The sequence below is a fragment of the Xylanibacter ruminicola Ga6B6 genome (assembly GCF_000687715.1).
GTDB classification, from domain to species: Bacteria; Bacteroidota; Bacteroidia; order Bacteroidales; family Bacteroidaceae; genus Prevotella; species Prevotella ruminicola_B.
Map to the genome: position 1 here is coordinate 18,545 of NZ_JHXD01000004.1, position 24,277 is coordinate 42,821.

25 protein-coding genes are annotated in these 24,277 nt (G+C 41.2%); 3 read left to right on the top strand and 22 right to left on the bottom strand.

The window, feature by feature from the left end; all coding sequences use genetic code 11:
- Positions 1-342: 342 nt before the first annotated feature.
- Complete coding sequence (locus T500_RS16290) at positions 343-4,086, bottom strand: DEAD/DEAH box helicase (protein ID WP_051611863.1); 3,744 nt, start codon at positions 4,084-4,086, stop codon at positions 343-345.
- Positions 4,087-4,120: 34 nt separating this feature from the next.
- Positions 4,121-4,495, bottom strand: coding sequence for a hypothetical protein (locus T500_RS0103980; protein ID WP_028907030.1), 375 nt, complete (start codon positions 4,493-4,495; stop codon positions 4,121-4,123).
- A gap of 807 nt (positions 4,496-5,302) precedes the next feature.
- On the opposite strand from T500_RS0103980, the gene T500_RS0103985 reads away from it, so the two are divergent.
- On the top strand, positions 5,303-5,947 hold the full coding sequence (locus tag T500_RS0103985) for a vWA domain-containing protein (protein ID WP_080694789.1): 645 nt from the start codon (positions 5,303-5,305) through the stop codon (positions 5,945-5,947).
- A gap of 82 nt (positions 5,948-6,029) precedes the next feature.
- Here T500_RS0103985 and T500_RS16830 read toward each other — a convergent pair whose 3' ends face one another.
- The 8 genes from T500_RS16830 to T500_RS0104025 all read right to left on the bottom strand — a co-directional run bounded on the left by T500_RS16830 (position 6,030) and on the right by T500_RS0104025 (position 12,518).
- A complete protein-coding gene (locus tag T500_RS16830) occupies positions 6,030-6,212 on the bottom strand; it encodes a hypothetical protein (protein ID WP_028907032.1) in 183 nt (60 codons plus the stop codon).
- Between the two features lie 7 nt (positions 6,213-6,219).
- The gene (locus T500_RS0103995) at positions 6,220-6,663 is read right to left on the bottom strand and encodes an NUDIX domain-containing protein (RefSeq protein WP_028907033.1); all 444 of its coding nucleotides are present in this window, start codon (positions 6,661-6,663) and stop codon (positions 6,220-6,222) included.
- A 3-nt stretch (positions 6,664-6,666) separates the two neighbouring features.
- Entirely contained in the window at positions 6,667-7,449 is a 783-nt protein-coding gene (locus T500_RS0104000) for an ADP-ribosylglycohydrolase family protein (protein ID WP_028907034.1), read from the bottom strand.
- A gap of 68 nt (positions 7,450-7,517) precedes the next feature.
- Positions 7,518-8,981: a hypothetical protein gene (locus T500_RS0104005; protein WP_028907035.1), complete on the bottom strand. Its 1,464-nt coding sequence runs from the start codon at positions 8,979-8,981 to the stop codon at positions 7,518-7,520.
- A 5-nt stretch (positions 8,982-8,986) separates the two neighbouring features.
- Entirely contained in the window at positions 8,987-10,045 is a 1,059-nt protein-coding gene (locus tag T500_RS0104010) for a DNA cytosine methyltransferase (protein WP_028907036.1), read from the bottom strand.
- Positions 10,042-11,100, bottom strand: coding sequence for a DNA cytosine methyltransferase (locus T500_RS0104015; protein WP_036908413.1), 1,059 nt, complete (start codon positions 11,098-11,100; stop codon positions 10,042-10,044). The genes T500_RS0104010 and T500_RS0104015 overlap by 4 nt, the downstream gene beginning before the upstream one ends.
- A 6-nt stretch (positions 11,101-11,106) precedes the next feature.
- Positions 11,107-12,018, bottom strand: a complete 912-nt coding sequence (locus T500_RS0104020; protein WP_028907038.1) for a restriction endonuclease — start codon at positions 12,016-12,018, stop codon at positions 11,107-11,109.
- Positions 12,019-12,293: 275 nt separating this feature from the next.
- A complete protein-coding gene (locus T500_RS0104025; protein ID WP_028907039.1) occupies positions 12,294-12,518 on the bottom strand; it encodes a hypothetical protein in 225 nt (74 codons plus the stop codon).
- Positions 12,519-12,895: 377 nt separating this feature from the next.
- Here T500_RS0104025 and T500_RS0104030 point away from each other — a divergent pair, with 377 nt between their 5' ends.
- Positions 12,896-13,087: a hypothetical protein gene (locus T500_RS0104030; RefSeq protein ID WP_028907040.1), complete on the top strand. Its 192-nt coding sequence runs from the start codon at positions 12,896-12,898 to the stop codon at positions 13,085-13,087.
- Positions 13,068-13,349: a hypothetical protein gene (locus tag T500_RS0104035; RefSeq protein WP_028907041.1), complete on the top strand. Its 282-nt coding sequence runs from the start codon at positions 13,068-13,070 to the stop codon at positions 13,347-13,349. The genes T500_RS0104030 and T500_RS0104035 overlap by 20 nt, the downstream gene beginning before the upstream one ends.
- 17 nt (positions 13,350-13,366) lie before the next feature.
- Here T500_RS0104035 and T500_RS0104040 read toward each other — a convergent pair whose 3' ends face one another.
- The 12 genes from T500_RS0104040 to T500_RS0104100 form a co-directional block, all read right to left on the bottom strand.
- Positions 13,367-14,182: a hypothetical protein gene (locus tag T500_RS0104040; RefSeq protein ID WP_013065505.1), complete on the bottom strand. Its 816-nt coding sequence runs from the start codon at positions 14,180-14,182 to the stop codon at positions 13,367-13,369.
- A 25-nt stretch (positions 14,183-14,207) separates the two neighbouring features.
- A complete protein-coding gene (locus T500_RS0104045) occupies positions 14,208-14,615 on the bottom strand; it encodes a hypothetical protein (RefSeq protein WP_028907042.1) in 408 nt (135 codons plus the stop codon).
- 143 nt (positions 14,616-14,758) lie between these two features.
- Positions 14,759-15,493 (bottom strand): helix-turn-helix transcriptional regulator, encoded by a 735-nt coding sequence (locus tag T500_RS0104050; protein WP_196243467.1) that lies wholly within the window; start codon positions 15,491-15,493, stop codon positions 14,759-14,761.
- Between the two features lie 157 nt (positions 15,494-15,650).
- On the bottom strand, positions 15,651-17,399 hold the full coding sequence (locus T500_RS0104055) for a hypothetical protein (protein ID WP_028907044.1): 1,749 nt from the start codon (positions 17,397-17,399) through the stop codon (positions 15,651-15,653).
- Between the two features lie 293 nt (positions 17,400-17,692).
- The gene (locus T500_RS0104065; protein ID WP_028907045.1) at positions 17,693-18,304 is read right to left on the bottom strand and encodes a hypothetical protein; all 612 of its coding nucleotides are present in this window, start codon (positions 18,302-18,304) and stop codon (positions 17,693-17,695) included.
- Between the two features lie 26 nt (positions 18,305-18,330).
- Positions 18,331-18,615 carry a hypothetical protein gene (locus T500_RS0104070; RefSeq protein ID WP_028907046.1) on the bottom strand — a complete coding sequence of 95 codons (285 nt, stop codon included), beginning with the start codon at positions 18,613-18,615 and terminating at the stop codon, positions 18,331-18,333.
- A gap of 116 nt (positions 18,616-18,731) precedes the next feature.
- Positions 18,732-19,163 (bottom strand): C4-dicarboxylate ABC transporter, encoded by a 432-nt coding sequence (locus tag T500_RS15105; protein WP_155267424.1) that lies wholly within the window; start codon positions 19,161-19,163, stop codon positions 18,732-18,734.
- A gap of 80 nt (positions 19,164-19,243) precedes the next feature.
- On the bottom strand, positions 19,244-19,972 hold the full coding sequence (locus tag T500_RS0104080; protein ID WP_028907047.1) for a hypothetical protein: 729 nt from the start codon (positions 19,970-19,972) through the stop codon (positions 19,244-19,246).
- A gap of 53 nt (positions 19,973-20,025) precedes the next feature.
- Positions 20,026-20,649, bottom strand: coding sequence for a hypothetical protein (locus tag T500_RS0104085; protein WP_230580835.1), 624 nt, complete (start codon positions 20,647-20,649; stop codon positions 20,026-20,028).
- 63 nt (positions 20,650-20,712) lie between these two features.
- Positions 20,713-21,978, bottom strand: coding sequence for a hypothetical protein (locus tag T500_RS17130; RefSeq protein ID WP_196243468.1), 1,266 nt, complete (start codon positions 21,976-21,978; stop codon positions 20,713-20,715).
- Positions 21,979-22,103: 125 nt separating this feature from the next.
- On the bottom strand, positions 22,104-23,126 hold the full coding sequence (locus T500_RS15115) for a hypothetical protein (RefSeq protein WP_230580836.1): 1,023 nt from the start codon (positions 23,124-23,126) through the stop codon (positions 22,104-22,106).
- A 38-nt stretch (positions 23,127-23,164) separates the two neighbouring features.
- Complete coding sequence (locus T500_RS0104100) at positions 23,165-24,262, bottom strand: Clp protease ClpP (RefSeq protein ID WP_028907049.1); 1,098 nt, start codon at positions 24,260-24,262, stop codon at positions 23,165-23,167.
- Positions 24,263-24,277 lie beyond the last annotated feature (15 nt).

Sequence of the window (24,277 nt, forward strand, 5' to 3'; positions counted from 1 at the left end):
AGCGTGAGATGAACAATGGATGGTGGCTACACACAGAGATGTAGAATGGGAGGTGTACGGGAGAACCGATAATGATTCTGTATCAGCTGATTGAAGATGCGGACAGGAAACAAAAGAACGGCGGACCTCACGGCCCACCGCCTCAGAATAAAATTTGGGTAAATTTAGCATTTGCTTATTATTCGGCGTCAAGAAGCCTCGCAGGAAATTCAAAGACAGAGTCCTAAGAATAAGTCAGCGATACTCACGCCTTAAGCTAAAAGTAGAGTCTCACGACTCAAAGTCTCATATAGTCGGCAAAACGATACGACCTCGCGGTAATGAGGGGTACGTTAGATTTATTTAATTTGTTCCGGTCAAGAGTTTATCCAGTAATTTTAGTGACCACATATTACCTGGAACATTGACACGTTTACGACCATCACTATCAATGATACAATTTGACTCTGGAATTTTCTCCATTATTTCCGCAGGCCTTATTGATCCAGTAGAACTGAATTTGAATTTTTCTAAGAACATCTTAACCACTTTTTCATCTTTGTTGTCCTTTATCGCCTTTAATAGTTTAGTCAATGATATATATTTTGTGTTATAAATATCCTGAATTTTATTAGCATCAATCATTTTTAGATATGACTCTAAGCCGCATTCATCAAAAAGTTGAATGTTATCATATTTGTCAATTAGTTTATCTCCTGATAACAATTTATCTAATACTTTTAGTGACCACATATTTCCTGGTACATTGACACGTTTACGTCCGTCACTATCAATGTTACAACTAGACTCTGGCATTATTTCCATTATTTCCACAGGTGTAATGACTCCTGTGGAATTGAATTTGTATTTTTCTAAGAATAGTTTTACTACTTCCAAACTTTTTCTTCTTTTTATTCCTTTCAAAAGTTGGTTTAATGAAATATACCTTGTATTATAAAAATCTCGAGTCTCTTTTATATTTGGGTCTATTTTTAGGTATGTTTCTAAACTGTATTCTACAAAGAGGTGTATACTTTCATAAAGACCAATTAAGTTTTCCCTCCATAATTTTTTAATAATCACATGATCATTGTATAATTCATATGGACATCTGGATTCTTGCTTTCTGGATATATTCATGACATTTTCATTATCAGTAAATTTTATCCATGGCGAAAGAAAACGATATGGAACGTTTTTTAAAAGTGGATTTAATATAACTTGTAAATTCTTTGTGTCAAAGACCTCATTTAGTTTGTCTTCAACCTCTTGTTCTAAAGAATTACTATCCAAATTTGTTATCGATTTGATACTAACTAAGTATTTGGGTAATTGATCAGATTGAGAGAATTGACCGTTTAACATGAATACATATTTCCAGGCATTTGCGACCATCTTGACTAAGATTTGTCTTAATGAAATATTTTCAACTTGAGTTTCTTCGTAAATCTGAATAAGGGACATAAACCAGAAATACTTATAACTGGTAGATTTTTTGTCAAATGCATTTTTCAGCTTTTCAATATCTTCCCCTTTGAATGGAATGACTTCCTCTAAAGCTTCTGATGCGATAGTTCCTTTTTTCAACAGTTTACCATCAATATTATACTTAAACAAATAAGCTTTTCCTTTTTTAATACTACGAACGATTATAGAATTATCTTCTGTCCAAACAATTTGGGAGTGAACATCTTTATTATGCTTTGTATTTTGTGGAATATAAATTTCGCTACCTATCCTAACTTGATATACCGATATAGGATACTCCTTTGATAAATCGCAGTTAATCGACATCCTGGCGATTAGTTTTGTTTTCCCTTTAACAGCCTTATATATGACATATTTTTCATCCTCTAAAACAGCTTTAAATGATGCCTTGGATACGGGGATATCTAGATAGTCAGTAATTTCCCCTTTTGTTAATTCCTGCTCATACTTGGCTCTAACTATCTCCGGATTATCAATCTCCTTTCCTTTGTAGTCAAAGAATTTATCTTTTTCTACGTTTTCTTTAGACATTACTTTATAGTGGAACACAGTGTAGTTTTCCCCATAGTGAACAATTGACTTTAAGTTGTCAATTTTCTCTCGTAGCATTTGCCAAAACATCCATGAGCTGCATGGTATTTTACCGACTCTAACACGATGAATGTCATTACTACTATAATCTAGCAGCAATTGACTGATTATAAAATATTCGTCGTCTTGTATATATGCCTCGAAAATCTGCTTATTTTGTTTTATCTTGAAGATAAAATTATCGCATACGAAATTGCGACGTTCTAAAGATTGAATAAGATTCCCTTCATTATCATCATCTTCTTCATTATCTGACTCACCCCACTTTTCTATAGGTGAATTATAATAATGAATCCATACTGTATTTAGGGTATTTTGTAATGACGTATGAAATCTATTTTTCCAAGAATAAAAGAATAGGTTAAATTCGAGGTGTCCATCAGGTGAAAGTGCATCTAGAAATGCCCTTAGAGTGATGTGACCATTGTTTAGAAGTTTTTCTGGACGTTGCTCAATTCTATATCCTAAGCGAAGGAAGACATCAATCCATTCGTCGTATGAAATCTCCCATGAAAACCCTTTAGATTTCCATAAACTTGGAAAATCTCTATCAACTCTTGTCCAACTGATTTCATGTAGTATATTACCCAAATATATAAAATGGATATTATCTACATTGCAAAACACTTCTCCAGTATCTTCATCAACTTCATCAGGGTATCCCAATTCATGTGCTTGTTCTGAAGTAGTTTTTCCTAACATAACTCCAAATATAGGAAAGAAATCATCTACATAAGAAAACTCTTCTTTGGAATTAGTTTCTGCAGCAGCATCTAAATCTTGAATCAACTCCATATCTTCTGTCCCTTCAGAAAAATCTACGATTCTAGGCTTACCATCCCCCTTTGATAAGGCTCTATTTTGGACTTCATCTATTTTTTTTCCAAGAAAATGATGTTTCCAATGTCTACGGGCATTTGGTAATCCAAATCGAGAATACATACCGACATTATCCAGAATTATGCAATTTTCCTTATCTTTGGTAGGCCTTAAGCCTCTTCCTACTTGTTGTAGATATTTTACAAGTGATCTTGTTGGTCGCGCTAATTGAATGAATTCTATATCAGGACAGTCGAAACCCTCTGAGAATATATCAACATTTATAATGATGTCAATATCTCCTTTTTTAAACTTATTTACAAGATTTTTTCTCTCTGCAGCAGGAGTTTTGCTATCTATACTTACTGCTACATAACCTGCTTTTTGGTATTCGTCACAGATGTGTTTGGCATGTACGATATTGATGGCATATATGATTCCTTTTTTACCTTCAGCCAACGAAAGATATGAATTCAACAGCTGTGCACGTATCGAACCGATATCCATCTTTTCTTCCAAAGACGACTCCTTATACTCTCCGAATTTGTCTAACTCGATATCGTCAATGACACTTTGAATATCACTATCACTTTTAAGAGAATAATACTTATATGGAGCCAAATAACCCTGTTTAATAAATTCTTTTATCGGCATTGACAACACAAGAGTATCAAAAAGATCTGTAAAACTTTGGTGATTCATTCGCCATGGTGTTGCTGTTACACCCAGTTTTTTCGATTCTGGAAATAAATCCCATAGTTTTTTATACGTGGCAGCTAAAGCATGATGAGCTTCATCGATAATGATAAACTGAACTTTTAGCTTTTTCGCTTCTTTTAAATTATTTGGATGGGTTATTGTCTGTATAGATGCCACACTCACAGGATACCTATAATCTCTTTTTTTACTTCCGGCTATCACGTTATGTGGCACCTGGTATCTATTAAGACTTTCATCAATCTGATCTATTAGCTCTGTTCTATGAGCTATTATTAGAATCTTTACAGGCTCCTTTTGTTTTAAACTATAGTTGTTGATGTCTCTAATTATAGAGGTGAATAGGCGTGTTTTACCTGTACCAGTAGGCATTTGGAACATTACGTTATCAAACTCGTCCCATGAATCAAAAATTTCTTTTTTAGCCTTTTCTTGGTATGGGCGAAGAGTTTTATCTTCATTATAAATATCTGAATACTGAGTTATAACCATATGTGTACTAATTATTTTTATACCTGAATGATATTTACCAACCCAATGGTAAAACAATGTTACTTATATTGTGAGCTTTTTCGAAGAGAGGAGATATTTCTTCGTCGGTGAAGCCGGCGATGCCGCAACCGATGCGGGTGACGAGGAATGTCAAGTTCTGATGCTGCTTGGCGAAGTCGATAAATTCGCCGACATAGGGACGGATGGTGTCTATGCCACCTTGCATAGTGGGGATGGCATAACTCTGCCCCTGCAGACCGACACCTTGGCCCATGATGGCACCGAAGTGGCGATATGCAACATATGCTGCACCTCCGCCATGCATTCCGCGAAGGTTTGAGCCGAAGACGAAAATCTCGTTTGGCTGGAGCGAAGTAATATGCTCCGGAGTAGTACGCTTTTCTTCCATAGTTCTTCTTTTCATGAAATCCATAGGTGCGGCACAAGGTGCTGCCTCTTCCAGTATAGGTTCGCCAACTATGCCGAAGTCCGGCATAATTTCAGGCATGTCAAAGTCCATATCAAAGTATTGACGGAAATACGGTACGATGATGTCTTCCTTGATTTTCTTGTATTTCTGTGATATGGCTGCAGGAGTCATTCCCATCTGGGCGGCAACATCCTTAGATTTGAAGCCCTGCAGGAGAATCATATCTATGATAAGTCGCTCCTGACGGCTCATAGGAACATGGTCGCAGACATCTTCAACCATATGATTAAACTGCAGACGGAGATTACTCGAGACATCGAATGACTGGAGATAGTCCTCAAAGGTGATGCTGCCGTATTCCTTGCGGTACCATTTCAGAGCATCGAGGACTATGAAACGAAAGCCGTTGATAAGCCAGGTCTTTAGGGAAACGTTTGGGGAATGGTCCTCCAGTGGCTTCCAATCATGTTCCATCAGGAATATAGCATACTGATGGGCAAGTGAGAGGAAGTCCAGGTTCTCTTTCTCATGAAGCTGATAACGCTGGTCGAAAATGTAATAGCCGACCTCACAATATCCGTAAAAATAGGTACGGATAATGTCGGCGTCGCCCTTGCGGAAGCCCCTTAGAATCTCCTTGTCTGATAGTCGCCTATATGTCATATTATTGTTTTATGGGGCGAATATACGAAAAAAATCGTGATACTACTTAACTTTTTTCGAAAATCTTCTTTAAAGTGATAAAGACATGTCGAAAATAGTATTCACCCTTTAAAATTTACAACTATGACAGATTTAATTCCAACAAGAGTCCACAACTTGATTATTGTAGACGAAAGCGGTTCAATGGAGTGTATCCGCAAACAGGCCTTCACAGGTATGAATGAAACCCTGCAGACTGTTCGCATGATGCAGAAGAAGTACCCCAACCAGATTCAGTACGTAACGCTGATAACCTTTGACAGCGACCACACCAAACTGCATTATGACAATACGCTTGCAGACAAAACAACGGATTTGAAGTGGAAAGCATATCATCCATGTGCTGCCACACCTCTTTATGATGCTATCGGAAAGGGAATCTCAAAGATCAATGCCCAAGTAGAAGATGGCGATCATGTCCTTGTGACCATCATCACAGACGGCTATGAGAACTGTTCAGAGGAATGGACTCTGAAGATGGTGCGTACCCTTATCGAGAAGCTGAAGATACAGAACTGGACCTTCACGCTGATTGGTACCGACAATCTTGATGTGGAGGAGATGGCCCAGTCGTTTGCCATCGAAGAACACATGGAGTTTACTCAGGATGAGAAAGGTACCAAGGATATGTTCGCCCGTGAGCGCCGTAGCCGCGAACGCTACAACTGCTGCGTGGCTGAAGGGGCACCGATGCCAAAGGGAAAGTTCTTTGAGGAAGAGGAGAACTGACCTCAAATATAAACGGCGGGTCTTTCGGCCTGCCGTTCTCTATAGTGTTTGCTTTAAATTGACCCGCGAAGGGATTACGTTCTTATTTGTTAGTGAATAAAGCATAGTCTTTAGGAGTAATCAAATCCCAGTCTTCCAATGCTTCAACTGGATTTAAACGATTTCTGCGAGCTAACTTGTATTCATAAGTCATCCCATAGCGAGCTGCAATCCGCATAGCGATGCGGTCTTGGTGAAAGAATTTATTTCGCTTGAATAGTTTCATTGTAAGTTCATTTGATATCAATATTCGTAGCATAAGTCCTAAGTGCATCTTGCATGATATCATAGTGGTCGAATGCGAGAGGCGGTAATTCTGTAATTGGGAACCAAGCTGCTTTTGCTGCATCGTCTTGCCCTTTAACTTCCTCTGGAGAGTTGATGATGGCAAGGTATGCCACTGTGATTGTACGTCCTCGTGGGTCGCGATCAACCTTTGAATATGCGCCAATCTGATGAACGGTGGCTACCTTTAAGCCAGTCTCTTCTTCCAGCTCGCGGATTGCACATTGTTCTGTCGTCTCGTCCATATTCATGAATCCACCAGGGAATGCCCATGCACCTTTGAATGGGTCAGTTCCTCTCTGGATGAGCAGGAACTTCGGGAGTGGTTCGTTAGTCATTACTACACAGTCAGCTGTGACAGCGGGACGTGGGTATTTGTATGTATAATCCATTTCCTATCTATTTATCATTTCGTAAAATTCAATCATGATATCATTCATCTCTTCTGGAAGAAAGCTTTTTATGCTTTTCCTGATATCAAGAGGTATACCCCAAATCGCTTCAGCGATACTGCCAACGATGGCACCCAAAGTGTCGGCATCTGCACCGAGGCTTACTGCCTTACGAACTGCATCCTCAAAGCTATTGCTGATGCCTATTATCCAAAGAGCAACAGGGACAGTACCCTGGCATGTTTCATCGAACCGATTGATAACATCAGTTTTATTGATGTTGATGTCATAGCCAGAGAACTGGACACATTCTTCAAGGATTTCGCCAATATGATTTGGTGCTTGAGTGCCAAACTGCAGTGCCCTGAAGATTGCCAGAGCTACTGTCTGAGCCCCTTTAATACCCTCATCATGATTATGAGAAGGGAGGGCTGTGGCGGCAGCGGCATCAAGAACCTCGTCGATGTACTTATACCAATGTGCTACTGGAGATACGCGCATAGCAGAGCCGTTGCCATAACTATTGTATGGCTGCGGAACGTCGCTATGAACCCATTGGGCAAAGCGACCTCCGTAACCTCCTTTGGGATTCGGATAGCGGCGGCACCAATTATGGATACTCTCGCCAAAGTCACGATTCATCAGCAAGGCATCGGCTACAGCGAGTGTACAGATGGTGTCGTCCGTAAAGCCGTTCTCCTCTGACAGCCACTCGAAATTGTAGTTGTTCGTGGGGCTAAACTCCCAGCGACTACCTACTATATCTCCGATAATTGCTCCTAACATTTTTTCTCCTATTAGTTCTATGATTTGGGAAAATACGAATAATTTAAATGCAATGAAATATTATCAAGTCATGAATGTGCAGAAAATTTCTCGATAGTTTTATCTGATATGTATTTACTAATATCTTCACCTAAGTGATTTATAATTATATCATCAAAATCTTCATAAAGAATTTCTCTAATATCATGATAAATATGATTATACAAATATTCACTAAACGTATTAGCCAAAAGAATGACTATGTTTTGCCCTTTTATATCTTTTTTTACAGCGGGTACATATCTAGGAGTAATAACTATCGTATATGATGCTCCAATTTCTTCTCTGTGCGCTTTTAAACGACCAGCATTTATTATTCCTAATTTATTTTTAGTTGACTTTGCTTCTACAGCAAATGTTTTCTTGCGTGTGAAATACAAACACTCAATATCAGTATGTCCAGCCCCACCAATTTTATGTGCTTCGACATCATAAAACATGTCGAAACCTTCTTTTAGTATATCTTCAAATAGATATGCAGTCTCTCCTTCTTCGTTATTAGCGTATTCTTCTATCATTTGTGGCAGGCGCAATAACTGTTGCTGCAATTCATCTTCCTCTCCTATTTCTGACGTAAGAATATTTGGATAAAAAGAATATATTTCTTTTACAATATCCATCGTCATTCTTTCAGGGTCATCTAAGGCTAATGGAGCTGCAAAACAAGAATATGTATTTAAGAGCTTAGCGATAAAAGTCGCTAAGCCATCAGCGATTGAAACAAAACCGTCATTTAATTTCCTGCCTGTAGGAGCGCTCTTTGAATTTGGTTTTTGGGGATGATATAATCTACAAATTTCATTACCTTCAGTTCTGCTAAATATTTGAGCCTCTTCTAATAAATTGGTAATATAGTATTGCCATTCATAAACACAAGTTACATAATAATGTTCATCTTCTTTCATTAACTCTCTAATTTTCTCTTTTGGAAATGATCTGAACTTAATTATTTCTTTAACAAGGTTTTCATAATTTGATTGATCAATGTTTTGTATTTCAGCTATGCAATAGGCATATTCTGCGAAATATAATTTGCCATTGAGCCTTGGATCTAATAATAGTTTGAAAATCAATCGAAATGGATAAAGCTGGAAATTAGCAGGAGTACCATTTGCATAGTGTTGAAATTGTATAGCAAATAGCATTGTAGTAAATATCTTTCTTAGCTTTTCCTCGTCTTCTATATAGTTTAAAAACAAATTACCAAGTGGACTAAATATAAACCTTTTAGAATCATTCAAATTACTCTCATAACCGAACATAAAGAACTCCAAGGTATTAATGCGATGATTAATGGAATCCAACTTCATTTTTGGATTTCTGGCTTTATAGAAGTTCAGAGCAGCGAGCCTTTGTTGCATTCTGTGCCTTTCAATTTCGCTTACATTTGTCCCACATTGGTTTTTAACATCCAATGCCACTGCCTTTATCATTTCATAACTGTTCGTATGCTTATAAAGAATCCACTTTTCTCTATCCACTTGAATTGCCATAAGTATTACTCCTTTCCAATTTTGTTAATGATTTCCTCTAAAAGTTTTGGCGGAATAGCCTCGCCTATTATTGTTCTGATAAAGTTATCTGTTGCATCTGATGGAAAATTGATATTCTCTGGAATAGAGGATACAATAAATGTTTCTAATAAAGTTAAAACTCTGGCATCACTATATGTACCATCAGGTAACAAATGTCCAGGGTGAACATTGTTGTGAGAACTTAGACTTCCACTATATGTTGTTCTAGCTGGGCACGGTTGATCCCAGACCATTCTTTTAAATGTATTATGAAATCCTTTAATCCTGGTACCATCTGCTTTTTTAGGGTAATAAATTGGATTTTGTATCGCACTTTTACCTTGTGGCGTATGTTTCATTGCTAACACCAGCCTCTCAACTTCAGGCTTTGCCTTATGCCATTTAATACCAGAATCTTGACCAGCTTCTAATGAAGGTAAATGCCCAATAGCCTGCTGTAGAGTAATTTCCTTTTGTACATTTGGCCATCCCCATTTTAATCCTTTTTTATATATTTTTGTTATCGCTCTTGGTCTTGATTGTGGTATTCCATAATCTTTTGCATTGAGGACTCTTACCTCAACATTGTATGTTGATGAATACTTTTTGTTTAGAATTTCTTCTAATCTATAGAATCCATCTTCAAAAGGGAAATACATTTCAGCAAATTTTGGAACATTCTCAATTAATATGTAATCAAAATCGCACGAGTCAATAATATCAAGCACTTCTAGAACAAGAAAATTTCTTCTATCGTTTACATAATCATCTTGCACTTTATTTTTTCCTAACGTACTAAGACCTTGACATGGTGGTGTTGCTAATAACAACTTTACATTTTTCTCAATTGCTGTTGATATTATTGCTTTCTTAATTTCTGGATTTGTAATATCACCATTGAGCATTTTAGTATTAGGATACCAAAAGCTGTAGCATTTTGCTCTTTTCTCTAATAATTCATTAGCAAGAACAAAATCTATCTTATCTTTAGGTAATCTTAACTCACCTATGCCAGCACTACAAAATAATGATATCGCTTTCATTTGAGACTTGGAATTTCTTTAATAATTTCTTTTAACATGAGAGGTGGAATTGATTCACCTATGACTTGTCTAATTAATATTTCTGGAGTATCATCAGGTATAGCCCAGTTTGCTGGTAAAGAATTTAGCAACATAAGCTCCAAAGGAGTCAACACTCGGGCATCGCTATATGTACCATCAGGTAAAAGACGACCAGGATGAACATTTCTTTGCGATGCTATACAATCATTTCTAATAGTAATAGTTGGCGCGGGCTCATCCCATTTAATTCTTCGATATGAGGATTCGTAACCTTTTACTCTTGATCCATCTTTTTTCTTAGGATAATATATTGGATTAGCAAAAGCAGAGCATCCTGTTGGAGTATGCTTCATACAAAGAATATTGTTCTCTGAATGGGGCCTTGCGTAATGCCATTTAATGTCTGAGACTTCTCCTGCCTCTAACGATGGTAAATGCCCAATTGTATCTCTAACAGTTTTTTTATTTTGTACATGTTCAGGCCAAGGCCAGAAAGATTCTTTTGGAAACATCTTTATGATTGCCCTTATTCTTGTCTGAGGAACACCATAATCTGACGCATCTACGGTCTTTGCATCTATACAATAATCTTTTCCAAATTTGATTTTGAGTATATCGACAACTTTATGCAACTCCCCTTTAAAAGGAAGTTTTATATCCAACAATTGTTTAACATTTTCTATAAGTATATATTTGGGCTTCAATAATTCAATAGATTCAAAAACATAATCGATTAGAAAATTTCTAGAATCTTGTATCATTGACTCTTGATGACGATTTTTCCCAGCTATACTCATGCCTTGACAAGGAGGAGATGCAAGAAGGAATTCAATCCCTTTAGCTGATCTGATAATTTCACTGAAAACTTTATCATCTCTTATGTCGCCACATATTGTTTTGCAATTAGGGTATAAAGAATTATGCAAGTTTGCTCTTTTCTCAATTAGCTCATTGGCAACAATAATATCTAGTCCAATATCTGAAAGAAATGCTTCTCCAACTCCTGCACTTGAAAATAAAGATAATCCTAACATTATTTATTATTCTTCAAAATAGTCGGTATCAAGTCTTTTGACTTCATAAGTCTTTCGAGTGCTGACACCTACGTTAAATTCAATCATATACTGTGCAAGAGCTTTTCCGTCGATTAAGACGATTTTGCTCGTTGCGTTATTAACTGATTCTCTTGCACCCTGTGTAAAAGTACTTGTGGTAACAAATACTCCCTTAGAGGCTTTTTGTTCATTAAGAGCTCCGATAAATTGCTGAATCTCGGGTTTGTGAACAGGTATGCCTTCTTTATATCGCTTGGCCTGGATATAGATTTTGTCTAATCCAAGAGCATCTTCAGGTATGATGCCATCAACACCATTATCATGACTTATTGGGGTAACCTTTGCTAAATCCTTGTTACTTCCGCCATATCCCATCGCTAGGAGTAAATCAAGAACTAACTGCTCGAATTTCGCAGGTGACATTTCACGTGCTTTTTGTAGAATATCTGCAGAGAGATCGTCGTTTATCACCTTAATAGCAGACTCCAGCTGTTCTGTTGGAGTTAATTCTTCAGACTTAGCTTCAGAATCCGACTTAGATGTTATACTTTTGTATAGCGAAGGCTTTGCATATTCTGCATATTCAGGATACTCCATTAAGTCAGATTCTCGGAGATCAGAGTGTGACTTTAAATAATCGAGACCTCTCTGAGTAATTCGATATATACCTTTTTGGGGTATCTCTATAAACAAAGCTCGGCGTAACCATTGACGGCACCATCCAATACGGTCGTCAACCTGGAATGCCACTCCACCTTTTGTCTTTATCAAACAATCTTCATCTGTTAGACTGAAGTGTTTGATAAGATTGTCCTTAATCTCTTTGTTACTCTTATCTGAATCCTTAAGCAGCGTAAGGAATGGAAAGAGAAAATCTTGAAATTTCGGTATTGCCATCTTAAATCAGTTTATTATGCACGGAGAAATAGAAAGCCCCTCATTTTTTAGGAATGAAGGGCGTGGAATGGTGATGCGATACCAAGGCTTAGGACTGCCTACATCAAGACAACAACCATTTAAGTCCACGCCCTTATATAGAGCGCGAACATCCGTTGCCTCGTCTGACTGATGTGTTTGCAGAGGTCCTAATTCTGGTATCTCAGTCTTCTCAAGGATGTTCTATTGACTCAGTTTCTCTTTTGCTTTTTACATTTTACTCTTCTCTTTTATTATTAATTACTTGACTGCCATTTGTGAATGGCATCGTCCATTGTTTGGAAGTCAGCATCTGCAAGCAGTGCTATCTCACCAGATGCGTACTCAATTCGAACAATGTCTTCGGAATCGTTGAACACGCGTTTAACTTTGTCTGTGTTTACGGTGATACTCCCATTGTTCTCATCGACAAACTTAATCAGCATGTATAATGCTGCATTTCTCTTCGTTCTTTCATCCATAACTTTTAATCTCTGCAAAATTAATGGAATTATTTGGAATATGCAAGCATTTAGTTTTTTTTAAATAGATTATAGGTGTAAATTCAAAAATGCTATCTTTAGACGGTTGTGAGAATGAAACTTTCTACTTAACTTTGCAGCCGAAAACCTGACTCATTCGGAACAAGGGATTCTGCACGAACTTCGTCGGCCAAATGTGCGCACAGAACTGGCTGTCCTTACGAAAAGCTAATTCCTCCGTCTGTTTAATTGGCAAGTGCTGCGAGCTGCACGATTCTTGGCAATAATGACTGTTGTAAATCCGCGAGGTCTTCAGTGAGTGCCCCTGTACGATCACTCTCGCCGCCTTGCCAAAGGTATATTTAATAATTATAATTATGGATATAGCTTTATCAATTACCAAACTCAGAACAAGTAGGCTTTATACCAGGAAAGGTTTTGCCTATAAAACAGGTATTGAGCTTAGGCATCTTATTGCAGTAGAGGAAAGACGGGTAGCTGCCACTCAAAATGACATTGAAGCAATCTGTAGAGCAATGAAGTTGAAATATGATGATTGGATTAGGTAATAAGGAACGTTATTGTATATATACTCGACTCGTTGATGATCCCAATGTACGACTGTATTACAAAGGACTGGATAAGTTGGAAAATGCATCGAATGTACTAAGTGTAGTAGTAGGATTTTCAAAAGAAGACTCCATTGTGATGAACAAAGATACTGCAAAAGAAATATGTAGCCAACTTAATGAAAACTTAGACACTCTTCTTGCGCATGGATTCGATAAATTCAAAATTTCCCAGCTGACAGTAGTGAAAGCTGGGAAATAGTATGATTGTCGTAAAGATTATTCTTTAGACGAACCTTCTTTTTGGAATTCTTCAATTATAAAGTCGAATACAGAATATAATTCAGAAACGGATCTTTCTAATTCTTCATTATAGATCTCTGGAGCTAAAGTACGAAGTTTTGCAAAATTGAGTTTCATATCATAAAACTTAGCTTTAACCTCATTTTTTTTCTCAGACAAATCAAACTTTTCCCTGATGCCCCAATCCTTCTTCATTTGCTTTATATCATAATTTCGAATAGATTCACCATTGTCGAAATGTTCGATTTGGTCATTAAAAAGCATTTCCTTACTAACATAAGTGCGAATCAAATGAACAGTTCGGAATCTATATGATTCACCAAACCCTAGCCCTTCTTCCAATGCTACCACAATACCTTCGTTGCCATTCTCTAAAGAGTGGAACTTAACTGTCATTGGACCGACTCTATTCATCAATTTGTGAATTACTGCCTCACTGCATTCTTCAATGCCCATACGCTCCTTATAGCGACTAAAAAAATGAGGTTTGTAGACTATTGTTTGTACATTGTCCCGGTCGTCTTGACTAAGTTCATAGACAAATTTTCCATTAGATGATTCGTGAATGCAGTATATACTTGTAAGTGGTTGATTAATATTTTTCTTGGACAGAGCCAACATTGTTATAAACCAGCGATTCTTTCTAACTGTTCGCTGTTCATATCTCATTGTGACAGGAAATTGTTTTGCCTTAAGAACTTTTCTACGGAACTCTATTTTTTTATAATCTCTTTTGGCAAGGATATTTTCTAGATCGGCCTTTGATTCGTGGTCGATTTCTTCAGGAGTCATATTTGCTGTGTACATATACTTATTTCTAAAAATATATTATGGTGTCACCTTCCCAGCGGTAATCGATGGTGATGCAGACGTTGATTCCGAAAGAAAGAAGCTCGATTCCGAATTCTTTGTAAGCATCGTGAAGGTTCTTGACCGTGGGATTATATAGCGTGTCTAATGTAGATTCGGGGCTTTTCTTTAAATACCCCTGGAACTTACTACAGAAGCGATTGATACTGTCAACGTCGGTATTTATGAGGCCTTGGCTCTCCTGATAGTATTGGGGCATGAGGTTGAGCTGTTCATCTTTGTTGCAGCTGACAAAACTGAACAGTAATGCTCCAAAGATTAATGCAACCAATTGGCGACCACATGTTGCGTTAATCTTAAGCAAAAAGCTTAAAAGGCTATCAGGAAACCCTTTCCCGTTTAAACTTATTCCCATATCTACCTGTTTATGATCTTTATTTTCGGCAACAAAGATAAAGCAAATATTTGAAAGCGCCAAAGGAAACTAATATTATTTTAAAAAGTCCTGCTATCAATAAGCATAAACACTTAAGATAGCAGGACTTGATATTTAATTCGTTAATCAATGCGTATATGTTTGGTGTAGAAATCCTTCAGGGGGAAATCCTTGTTGGGGATAAAGGAGACGCCGTCAGCTGCAGACATTCGGATAATGTTAGAGATTGGAATTTTGACGGAAGTATTGTTGTCAGAGTCATGGCCAAGAAGATAATATCTGGAATTATCCTTCAAGATGAAATAAGGGTGGATGGTGGACTCACGCCGTTTCTCGTCAATGCTAGGATAGTAGGTGATGGAAATGGGCGTCTTGGTGCGGATAAACTCATAAAGATCACGGTAGCGCTTGCATTCTGCAGTAGAAGGAATGTTCTTGTAGAGTACAACAGGGTCGCTACCAGGGTCGAGATCGAACATGTCAGCGAGGCGCTTAGAAAGTTCCTTATACATAAGGGTGCCCTGGAGCTCGTCGCTGAAGCGAATAGCCAGAAGTGCTGTCTGAATTTGTTGGATTTCGCCGAAAGTTAGTACGTTGTTGAATATTGTATTATCAGGGTCTTCATAGCGGAAGTAAATATTGTGGCTTTTCTTTTTTGCCTCCAATTTTTGCTTGTAACGAAACCTGATTGTGTCGAGGTCCCTACGAATAGTAGTGATAGAAACGGGACCAAAACCCTCAAAATTGAGGGATTCATTAACGATATCCAAAATCTCATACACGGAATAACCGCGTCGTTTGCGTAGTAGGCGATCGATAATAATCTCACGCGCAGTAGAATGTTTTGTGTTTGCCATCTTTTTTTTGATAAATTCTAATGAGTTCCAACTTTTATTGGGGACACAAAAGTAAGTAAAAAGATGCATAAATAAGCAAGTTTTAGTGAAAATCTAACTCTACAGGCACATTTTTTCCATAACTTTTCATTAGGTGGAAAGTTTGCCTCAAATTTAGCTATAAAACGCCACCTAGAGCGATTGGATAGACATCGTGCTGAGGGAACTTCTCACAACCGATGTACAGGGTATCAAAAGCATCGGTGCCGTCGGTTCGATGCTCAAGCAGGTCCTCTTCAGACTCGGGCTGCTTCTCCATAGACTTGTTCTTGCGGAAGCCCAATCTACCCCGCTCTACCCCAGCCGACTGGATTGCCAGTATGAGATCGTCGTTGTTCTGACGATTGAAGAACGGCATGAGGCGCTGCTTACCAGCGAAGCCCTGATTAATGAGCAGGTATTTCTCATCGTGGCGCATAGGGTTGCCTAGGTACACATCCTGTACCTGCCACCCGTGGCGCTCAAATTCATGGACGACGACGTAGCGGAAGTCCTGGTCATTCACGGCATAGTTCGAGCCGAGGGCGGTGGCATCGTAGTAGAAAATAACCGTTTTGTTCTGGTGATAAGCGTAGTACGCGCAGAAATCATCGACCAAGGCGGGAATCTTACGCTCGAACTTGACGTAGAAGGATTTGAGAATATTCAGGCGGGAGCCAGATGGCTGGCCGGCAACAATCCAGTTGATATTGGCATTGTAGTCCATGCCGATGTAAATCGGGGCCAGAGGATTCACGTCTTCATCGGCGCGGCTGTCTATACAGCTGCCGAGGGTGCTGAACTGCGAAGCTGCCTTGATGTCGTAGTTCTGCTGTGACGTCTCTTTAAGGATCTTGTCGTAACCGAGCTCGTCGAGGTAAGCAAAGTTCGAGGCATCATACTTGTGATGCTCCTGCATCGAGGAGTAAAATCCGTCGTGTGTGATGCCGATACGCTGGCAAAGGATGGATGTCTGAAAGGTCTTGGGTGTCAAGTCACGTTTCATCTGACGCAGATACTCTTCGCCCAGGAGCTGAAGATTCTCAATGGTGCTGTACTCCTTATAGTACACCGCCACTGAGCGGAACTTGTTGAGCGACTGGTCCAACCATTTCAAATACCCTTTCAGGTACTGAGGAATGGGCTGGTGCTGCTCTTTCAGACGGGCGATACGCTCCTTTGTCTCCCAAATCTTATAGATGGTGCCCTGAATGGTGGCAATCAGTTCTGGATCCATCTTCTCCCGATAATGCAAGAACCAGGAGCCTTTCTGTGTTTGTGGCATATCGGAGAGGACCATCATAGCATGGTTGAATGAATGATGGCCGAAGTACGAGCGAATACCGCCGTTAGCGGGAAGTGTCTCATCCTTCAGTCTGTTGTAATCAATGAACTTGGCTTCGTCAATCAGTAGCCAACTTAACGTCAAGGAGTTCGAGCTGCCAGGACGGTCCTGAGAGATAATGACTGCTATGGAGCCGTTGTAGAACGTGATGACATGTTCGTAATCGGCTGGCTCTGTAATAGGCTTGGCAAAGGACTTCGGGGGCTTGCGACCAACGACGTAGTGAATACCGTTAAGATATCCCCAGCGCTTCCATGCTGCAAGCAGACCAGGAATGGTGTTTGTCAGGCCGTGTTTGAATGTTGGAACCACAATTCCCCCAGTGGAACCGGGCATTCTTTGCATATTCCTTAAGACGAATGGCGAAGCTATGGAGTCGGTTTTTCCAGTACGACGGCCAGCGACAATGACGGTTGTCTTGGCACCGATGTACTGTGCCATCAGCTGGGGCTTGTTGAAGTACACGCGCTTTTCGTGCTTACGGGCTTCATTGTCCCATTGCTTCAGGAGTTCAGGGTTTGTATTGGGGGATTGTGTGGACATAATAATACCTTTGCTTTTGAGGCAAAGGTAAGTATTACGTATCGGTATTAGAAAGACACTTACGCTATATCATTGGTGGCGGAAGTGGACCGCGCCAATTGTGATTCTGAAACCACCAGTTCTTTTTCTTGCGCTTTCGTGGCTTCTTTTCCTCAGGCTCGGCTCTAATTATTGCAAGCACTATACCTATAAAGAATACTATTCCAAATATGTATATCATATATTACATCTTTCTTTTGTTGGCAAATATAGAGTTTTCTTTCGAAAAATGCAAGTAGAAAAGGGAAAAATTGCTATTCTTGGGGCTTTTCGTCGAAAATCTCCTCGAAATTCATGTCGGCTTCCTCGTACTCGATATTGAGCGTATCAGGATTAGAAGCGCCCAGTTCCTTGGTAAGCTTCTTGATACGCTCGTCGATATTGGGAACGGGATTAATACCAACGACACGCGGATCTGTGGTAGGAAAGAAGGGCTGCACTACTATCATATGATAAGGTACTGCAGACTCGTCTTCGACATCGATGCGGTTGTACTTAGCATAAGAGGTGGCCGCTTTCTCCATCGTTTTTGTATCCTTGCGCTTCTTAGCCATCTGGTATGTCTCGAGAATCATCTCGTTATAGCGCCAACGGTGGAAGTCGCGTGTGGCCTCACTTAAGTTAGGCAGCAGCGACTTCACGATTTTCAAGTCAGCGTAGGCAGTGACTTTGCTCAGGCCGTAACGCTGCATAATCTCATCAACGAACTGGCGATCCTTGGCGTCTGGGTTAGCGATGCACCAAGTGACCATATCGCGAAGGCGAAGGATATGGAGGACTTGGGGAATGGCGTACTTTTCCTCTAACTCAGATTTCTGAGTGTAGAGGTCCGTACGGGCAATATCGACGATATTAGGTAATGGCATAAAGAAGGTACGGATTACAATGTTATTTACTCGTCATCCTCCATATCCATGAGGTTTTTCTGAGCGTTTTCCAACGCGAGGGGGCTACCGACATAAGCCAGCTGCATTTCCTGATGCAGCAGCTTCACTTTTGAAGCAGCTTTCCCCTTATGGTAGCGTTTGCTGACTTCTGTAGAACGATCGGCAATATCCTCGCGGAGCTGCTCGGCGGGGATATCGAATAGTACGGCTATATCTGAGATTTTCAGATAGATAGAGGCGTACTGCTCGACTTGGGAAAGAATTTCTTCAGTATAATCGATTTTTTTCATATAAAAAGTTGGATTATTGTGAATTATGTTCTATATTTGCACCCAAAATCATAATAGATTGTTTTACAAATACTTAGAACAGAGGGAGACTCTTTGTGAAAAGGGGCTCCTTTATTTTATGTCTGGCGCTGGATGAAGAGATCCTGGAGTGGTACAGAATGATTGTCGATTAAGTCTTTTACCTGAGTATGCAAGGTATTGAAGATAGCCGGATCTGTGGAGATGAAAGCTGACTCGTGACGATTTCCACGTGTCAGATTCTGTGAGGTAATGACTGAGACTGTCTGACCAGACTCAGCCTGTACCAACAGGATCTTTGAGTGATTGTCTGTAAGATAAGTACGCTCGATGACCTGCGTCATGAATGACCAGAGCTTCAGTGTTTTATTCGTGGCTTTGTGGTCGAGAACCAAATTAAACTCGGTGACTCTCCCACTCTTTTCTATGAAAAACAGGCGGCGTAGGAATTCCTCGGAGATGGAGAATGAAGTTTGCCACACCTTGGCATTTCCTACCTGCTCCAGTATCCATTCAAGGAGGTCAGCCACCTGAACGGCATTGGAGAGGTAGGCTTGTGAAGGACACTCGGCGAGCGGCTTCACAACGTCAGCCATAGATGCGGTACGCTTCATTCTTTCTTAGCGGTCTTCTTTGTGGTACGCTTTGCTGAGGTCTTTGCCTTTTTAGGCTTGGATTTTTCGGATTCATCAGTAGGATTAACCGCATCTGGCTCGGGATTAACCGAAGCAGATGAAGAAGAACCAATGATGTAATGATCGTAGATATCCCAGTTCGAAACGCGCTTCTTATCAAGATTGATAATTTCTTTCAGGAAAGGATATCGTTCGCTATCTGGACAGGTAGTGTTATCTAGGCTCAGTGTGCGCAACTTCAAATGCAGCTCACGCATACGATGAACGATATCCAGATTCTCTACATAGAGTGCCTGAACTTCCTCAGGAAGTGAGTCATGATCAGCGCGCTTACCCGCTTTGAAGTCTGCGTATTCCGCTGATTTGTTGGGTGATACAGAATTATTATCTACTAATTCTGAAGCAACTACTGATGGAATAGCCAAATCTGGCTTAATCACAGATTTGACGATTTCATCGACTCTTGCCTGCATAGCTTCCACCTCGTCATGGGTGAGCTTCTGCAGGCGGAAATTGAGGTATTTCTGCAGCTGACCCTTGATGAATTCGGCTTTTCCCTTGGGATTAACCGAAATATTATGGTACATGATACGGTTGCCCGAAAGCTGAAGCAGCATGAGGGCTCCGGCATCCCAATTCTTCTCACTGTCAGGTGTGTTCATCCAGGCCTGCAGGGTGTTCGTAAAAGTATTATCTTGATTCATACATTTAATATGTTTTGTACGGATTAATGTGAACTAAAATTCTATAATATACTTTAGAGTTTGTTGTTTATCCCGCTGAAAAATAGCAAGTTCTTGTTGTACGACTCTAACGCTCGAAGCATTGCTTGAAGTGTCTGTCCTGTGGTAACAAAGTCATCAAAGCAGATAATATTCTGTTCATCTGGAACTTGTTGAACATCGAAGATGGCCCCTACTCGCTGTTTTGTCCTACAGGTACAAACATCCTCGTAAAACGGGATGTTCAAGAGGTGGGCAATCTGCTCGGAGATGCGAGTGGCAAAGTTCTTCACCAGGTGACGACGCTTCGGCGTGGTAATGATGCACCAGGAGCCGCGTGAGAGGTCCGGACCGATGATATCAGAAATAAATGATTTCATCGTGCCGGCAAAGAACGGAACCATCGAATCATCGGCTTTGATTTCGGTGAGAGTACGGCCATAGACGGACTTCTGCCAATACGAAAGAAAGAAGAGTCCAGAACGGCGTGTCAGGCGTGGGCGCGGTGTGAAGTCGCAACGCGCTTCCACCGTCTTATCCCATCCTTTGCGCTTCTGTTCTGCAAAAATATCCTGCTCGCGCTTGGCCTGAATATCTTTCAAAGCAAGCTGCGCACTCCCGATATCAGGGACTTCTATCTCTGATAGCAGGTCGCCCATATCTATTGGAGTGCGCATACTCATAATAGAAACAAACTGTTTTCAGCTATGAATGAAGCACGGCTAGTTCATGTCAGAGCCACCGCTGGTGCTACCGCTGTTGATGACGAGGTTAGCGTTAGTGCTCGGCATCTGGAACGAGCCGGAATATACGCCGTTATTCGCTGTCAGTGCCACCGTATATCCGTTTAGTAAAGCATTAGGTACTTTACCAGCAGCAGGTGTTATGCTGATGCTAACCTCTGTGCCAGGTTGCAGTTGAGAGCCTGAGTTAACGGGATTACCATTGGCATTTACGTTCGATACACCGTCGCCTGAGCGAACGATGGTTAGCTTGGGAGCAGAAGATGATCCGCTGCCAGTGTTTCCACTGTCAGAGCTGCTTGAAGCTGCCAGGGAAATAGTGAACCAGAGCACGTCTGTTCTGTTGTCACCAGTGCCTTCCTCACGGTAAATCTTAACCGTCTTAGGAGCGGTGATAGTATCATAGCATGTGGCAGTTGTACCTGCAGCGTTGATATCAATCTCCGTCTCCATATCATTTCCAGCCTGATACGTGAGGTATGACATATTAGAACCTGTGAACTTCAGTGAAGTCAGATTTCCTGTTATACTGATGGTACTGCCTTTGGTGACTGTGCGTGACTGACCGTTGATTACGACGGTACTGTCGTAGATTGGCTCAGAAGAATCGTAGCCACTTCCACTATTTCCACTGTTACTGCCACTGCCAGAGCTACTGCCTCCGCCAGTGGCCGAATTAGGGTTTGTATCAGGTGTAAATGTTCCGTCGTCAGTGACAATCTTTCCTGTATAGAAAGGAGCCGGGCATTCGTCGGTGGCTTCCACATTGATGGTGGTAGAGGTAGAACCTGTGGCGCCCTGACCGAGATCCTGGGCAACAGTTGTCTTTGTTGGCCATTTATCTGAACCGACTACACGTACAGCACCACGCATATCCTCTACAAGGAACACGTTGTCATTGTTATTGAGGTATGCTGCAGCAGCTGTGGCATCAGCCTCGACACCAGGATGAACGGCTACCAGTTTGTTCAACTGTGTCTGCGATGGATATTCGCCCTGAGCCTCAGATGTCAGCTGTGACTTATCAGAGATGATATCGATGAATTTCCACTTCACATCGGCGCGCAGAGTGAAGTCGCCTGAATACGAAGAAGAAGTAAGACGGCCGTTGGCATCATGCTGGAGCGTGGGCCACTTTACGATGTCATACTTAGAGATATAATAGATACGGCGCTTTACGCCAGGTAGCTCGGGGCGTCCTTGACACCACGCAAGCGATTTTTGTATTGAAGAGCAATCAGCCATAGAGTTATTAGGATTAAGCGTTTAAAATGGGAGCCAGAGCCTTCACAAGTACTGGCTCCCCAAAACTCAAAATTATGAATACAGAAAATTAAAAAGTTCGAAACGAATTTAAGTAAAAGCGATGTTTAGTCGCCATTAGAGTCACCGCCACCAGTGTTACCACTGTTATTGGTACTTGATGGCTTAGAACCTGCAATCTCAATGACCTTCAGGCGGCGCTTGTCGATAGACTCGAACTGACAGCCGAAGAACATGGTGGCAATATATGAGAGAATGAATGGCTCATACTCCTTGACCATGACTGTCTCGGTGTCGCCCATCTGGTCGTAGCCCACGAGCATGTTGATCTTGGGTGAGACGTGAATGAACTTCGAGTCTGCCTTGTTCGCCAACGGACAGAGAATCAGCTTACCGTTAGAGCCTTCAACGGCTGTCTGCTGGTACTGATTGTTATAGTTAATACCAGAGTGTGTCAGGAGATATCCCTCATTATACTTGTCAGCGAAGTCCTGCGAACAGTACATGTAACAGGTCTGAGCGCGGAGATGAGGATCCAGAGAGAAGAGAACGGCCTTGGCGATATCCACGGCATTTGCAGTGGTGATTTCGTCGGTAAACTTCAAATAATTGCCTTCCTCCTTAGAAATCTTTCCATCAGTGATTTCCTGGGCGGTGATGGTATCGAAGCCATCGAAGAGATCCAGAGTAGTATCACCAGAAGCATTGCGCTTACCCGCCCAGATGGCGTTGTTCAGATTCTCAGAAAGCGATTTGGCAATGAGAGCCAGCACGTGCTTTGCAGTAGGTGTCTGTATCTGTCCGTCGCCCTTGGTGTCGCCGATGGCGCCAAGAAGGGTGCTGATGGCGCTGTTTGGCTCGAACTGAGCAACAACAGAGCCGAAGAATGTTTCCAAAGTGCGGAAATCCATCTCCAGATTGAAATTTGAACGACGTGCGGGCTTGTAGGGGGCGAACTGTGCGTTGCCATTGAGAGCTGCCACACTTTCCTTATAACGGATGCCCGGACGGCCTGTCATAAACTTCAGGGTGTCCTGAATACCGATGATGGGCAGCATGAGGAGATCCTTGCGGTACTTACGGGCCGCATCCTGATACTCCTCGAGAGTGAATGAAAGTTTTCCTGCCATAGGATTTTTTAGAGTTTAGTGATTGCTTGTGTTGAAGATTAAGGGAGCGAGTCAAAAAGCGACTGAGCATTAGCACGAGACTCGAAATACTGTTCGGCCTCCGATTTCTCAGCGGGCTGATCGGTATGTTTGTCGTTAACTACGTGGGCTGTAGTGTCACCGGGCTTCTGCTTCAAGGTGGCCACTTCTGCCTGCAGCTGTGTGTTAGCATCAGTCAGAGACTGCTTTTCACTCTTAAGAGTGGTAATCTGCGCGTTGAGGTCGCTGATGGTCTGTTTGTCTGCGCTAATAGCAGACTCGATGTCCTCCATCTGAGCGTCCGAAAGCGTGATTTTGCCTTCATTGCTCATCAGGTGCTCACAAGTCAGGATAGCACAGATAGATTTGAAGATCTTTTTCATTGGTGTTTGTGTTGAATTATTTGTGGATTGGATTTTCTGATTGCTGAATAACTGTCCCAATGCACCAAGGAACTTGGCGAATGCAGACTGCTCCTGGGCGGTGAGATGCATTGTGGGCATATTCGGGATGGGAATTCCTGCAGCAGACATTGCACAGGCCATTGTGTCGGTAAGGACTGGAGCAGATTCATCAGCGTAGTCCGTCAGCTCATCAACAAAGCCCCACTCCAGTGCCTCCTTTGCTGTGAGCCAACCGCCTTCTTTCATCAAAGCTAGAAGGGCCTCGGGCTCTTTCTTGCAACGTGTGGCATACATCTGGGCGATGTTTGCGTCCAGCTTGTCAAGGTCAGCCTTCTGGTGCTCGATATTGGCGATGAGTGCCTGCAGGCCGTCAGAGTTGAGCTGGCCCCACTCGAAGAAGCCTATGCTGCATTTATGAACCAGGTACATGGCCGATGAATCCATTGTGATGTGCTTGGCGCCGAGGCTGGCGATTGTTGCAGCCGAGGCGTTCATTCCAACGAAATGCACATTCACATTGCCATGGAGCTTGAAAGCCGAGAAAATACTCAAGGCGGTAGATGACTGACCACCGAGAGAGTCAATCAGAACGTTGACCTCTGTATCCTTATGCTTGGAGAGCACGTAGTCAACGTAATCAGCATCGAAGTCATATCCTCCGACGAAACCTTTCAGGTGAAGCTGATAAGTGTTAGTTTTTGTGTTGGATGCCATAATTCAAATGATTAT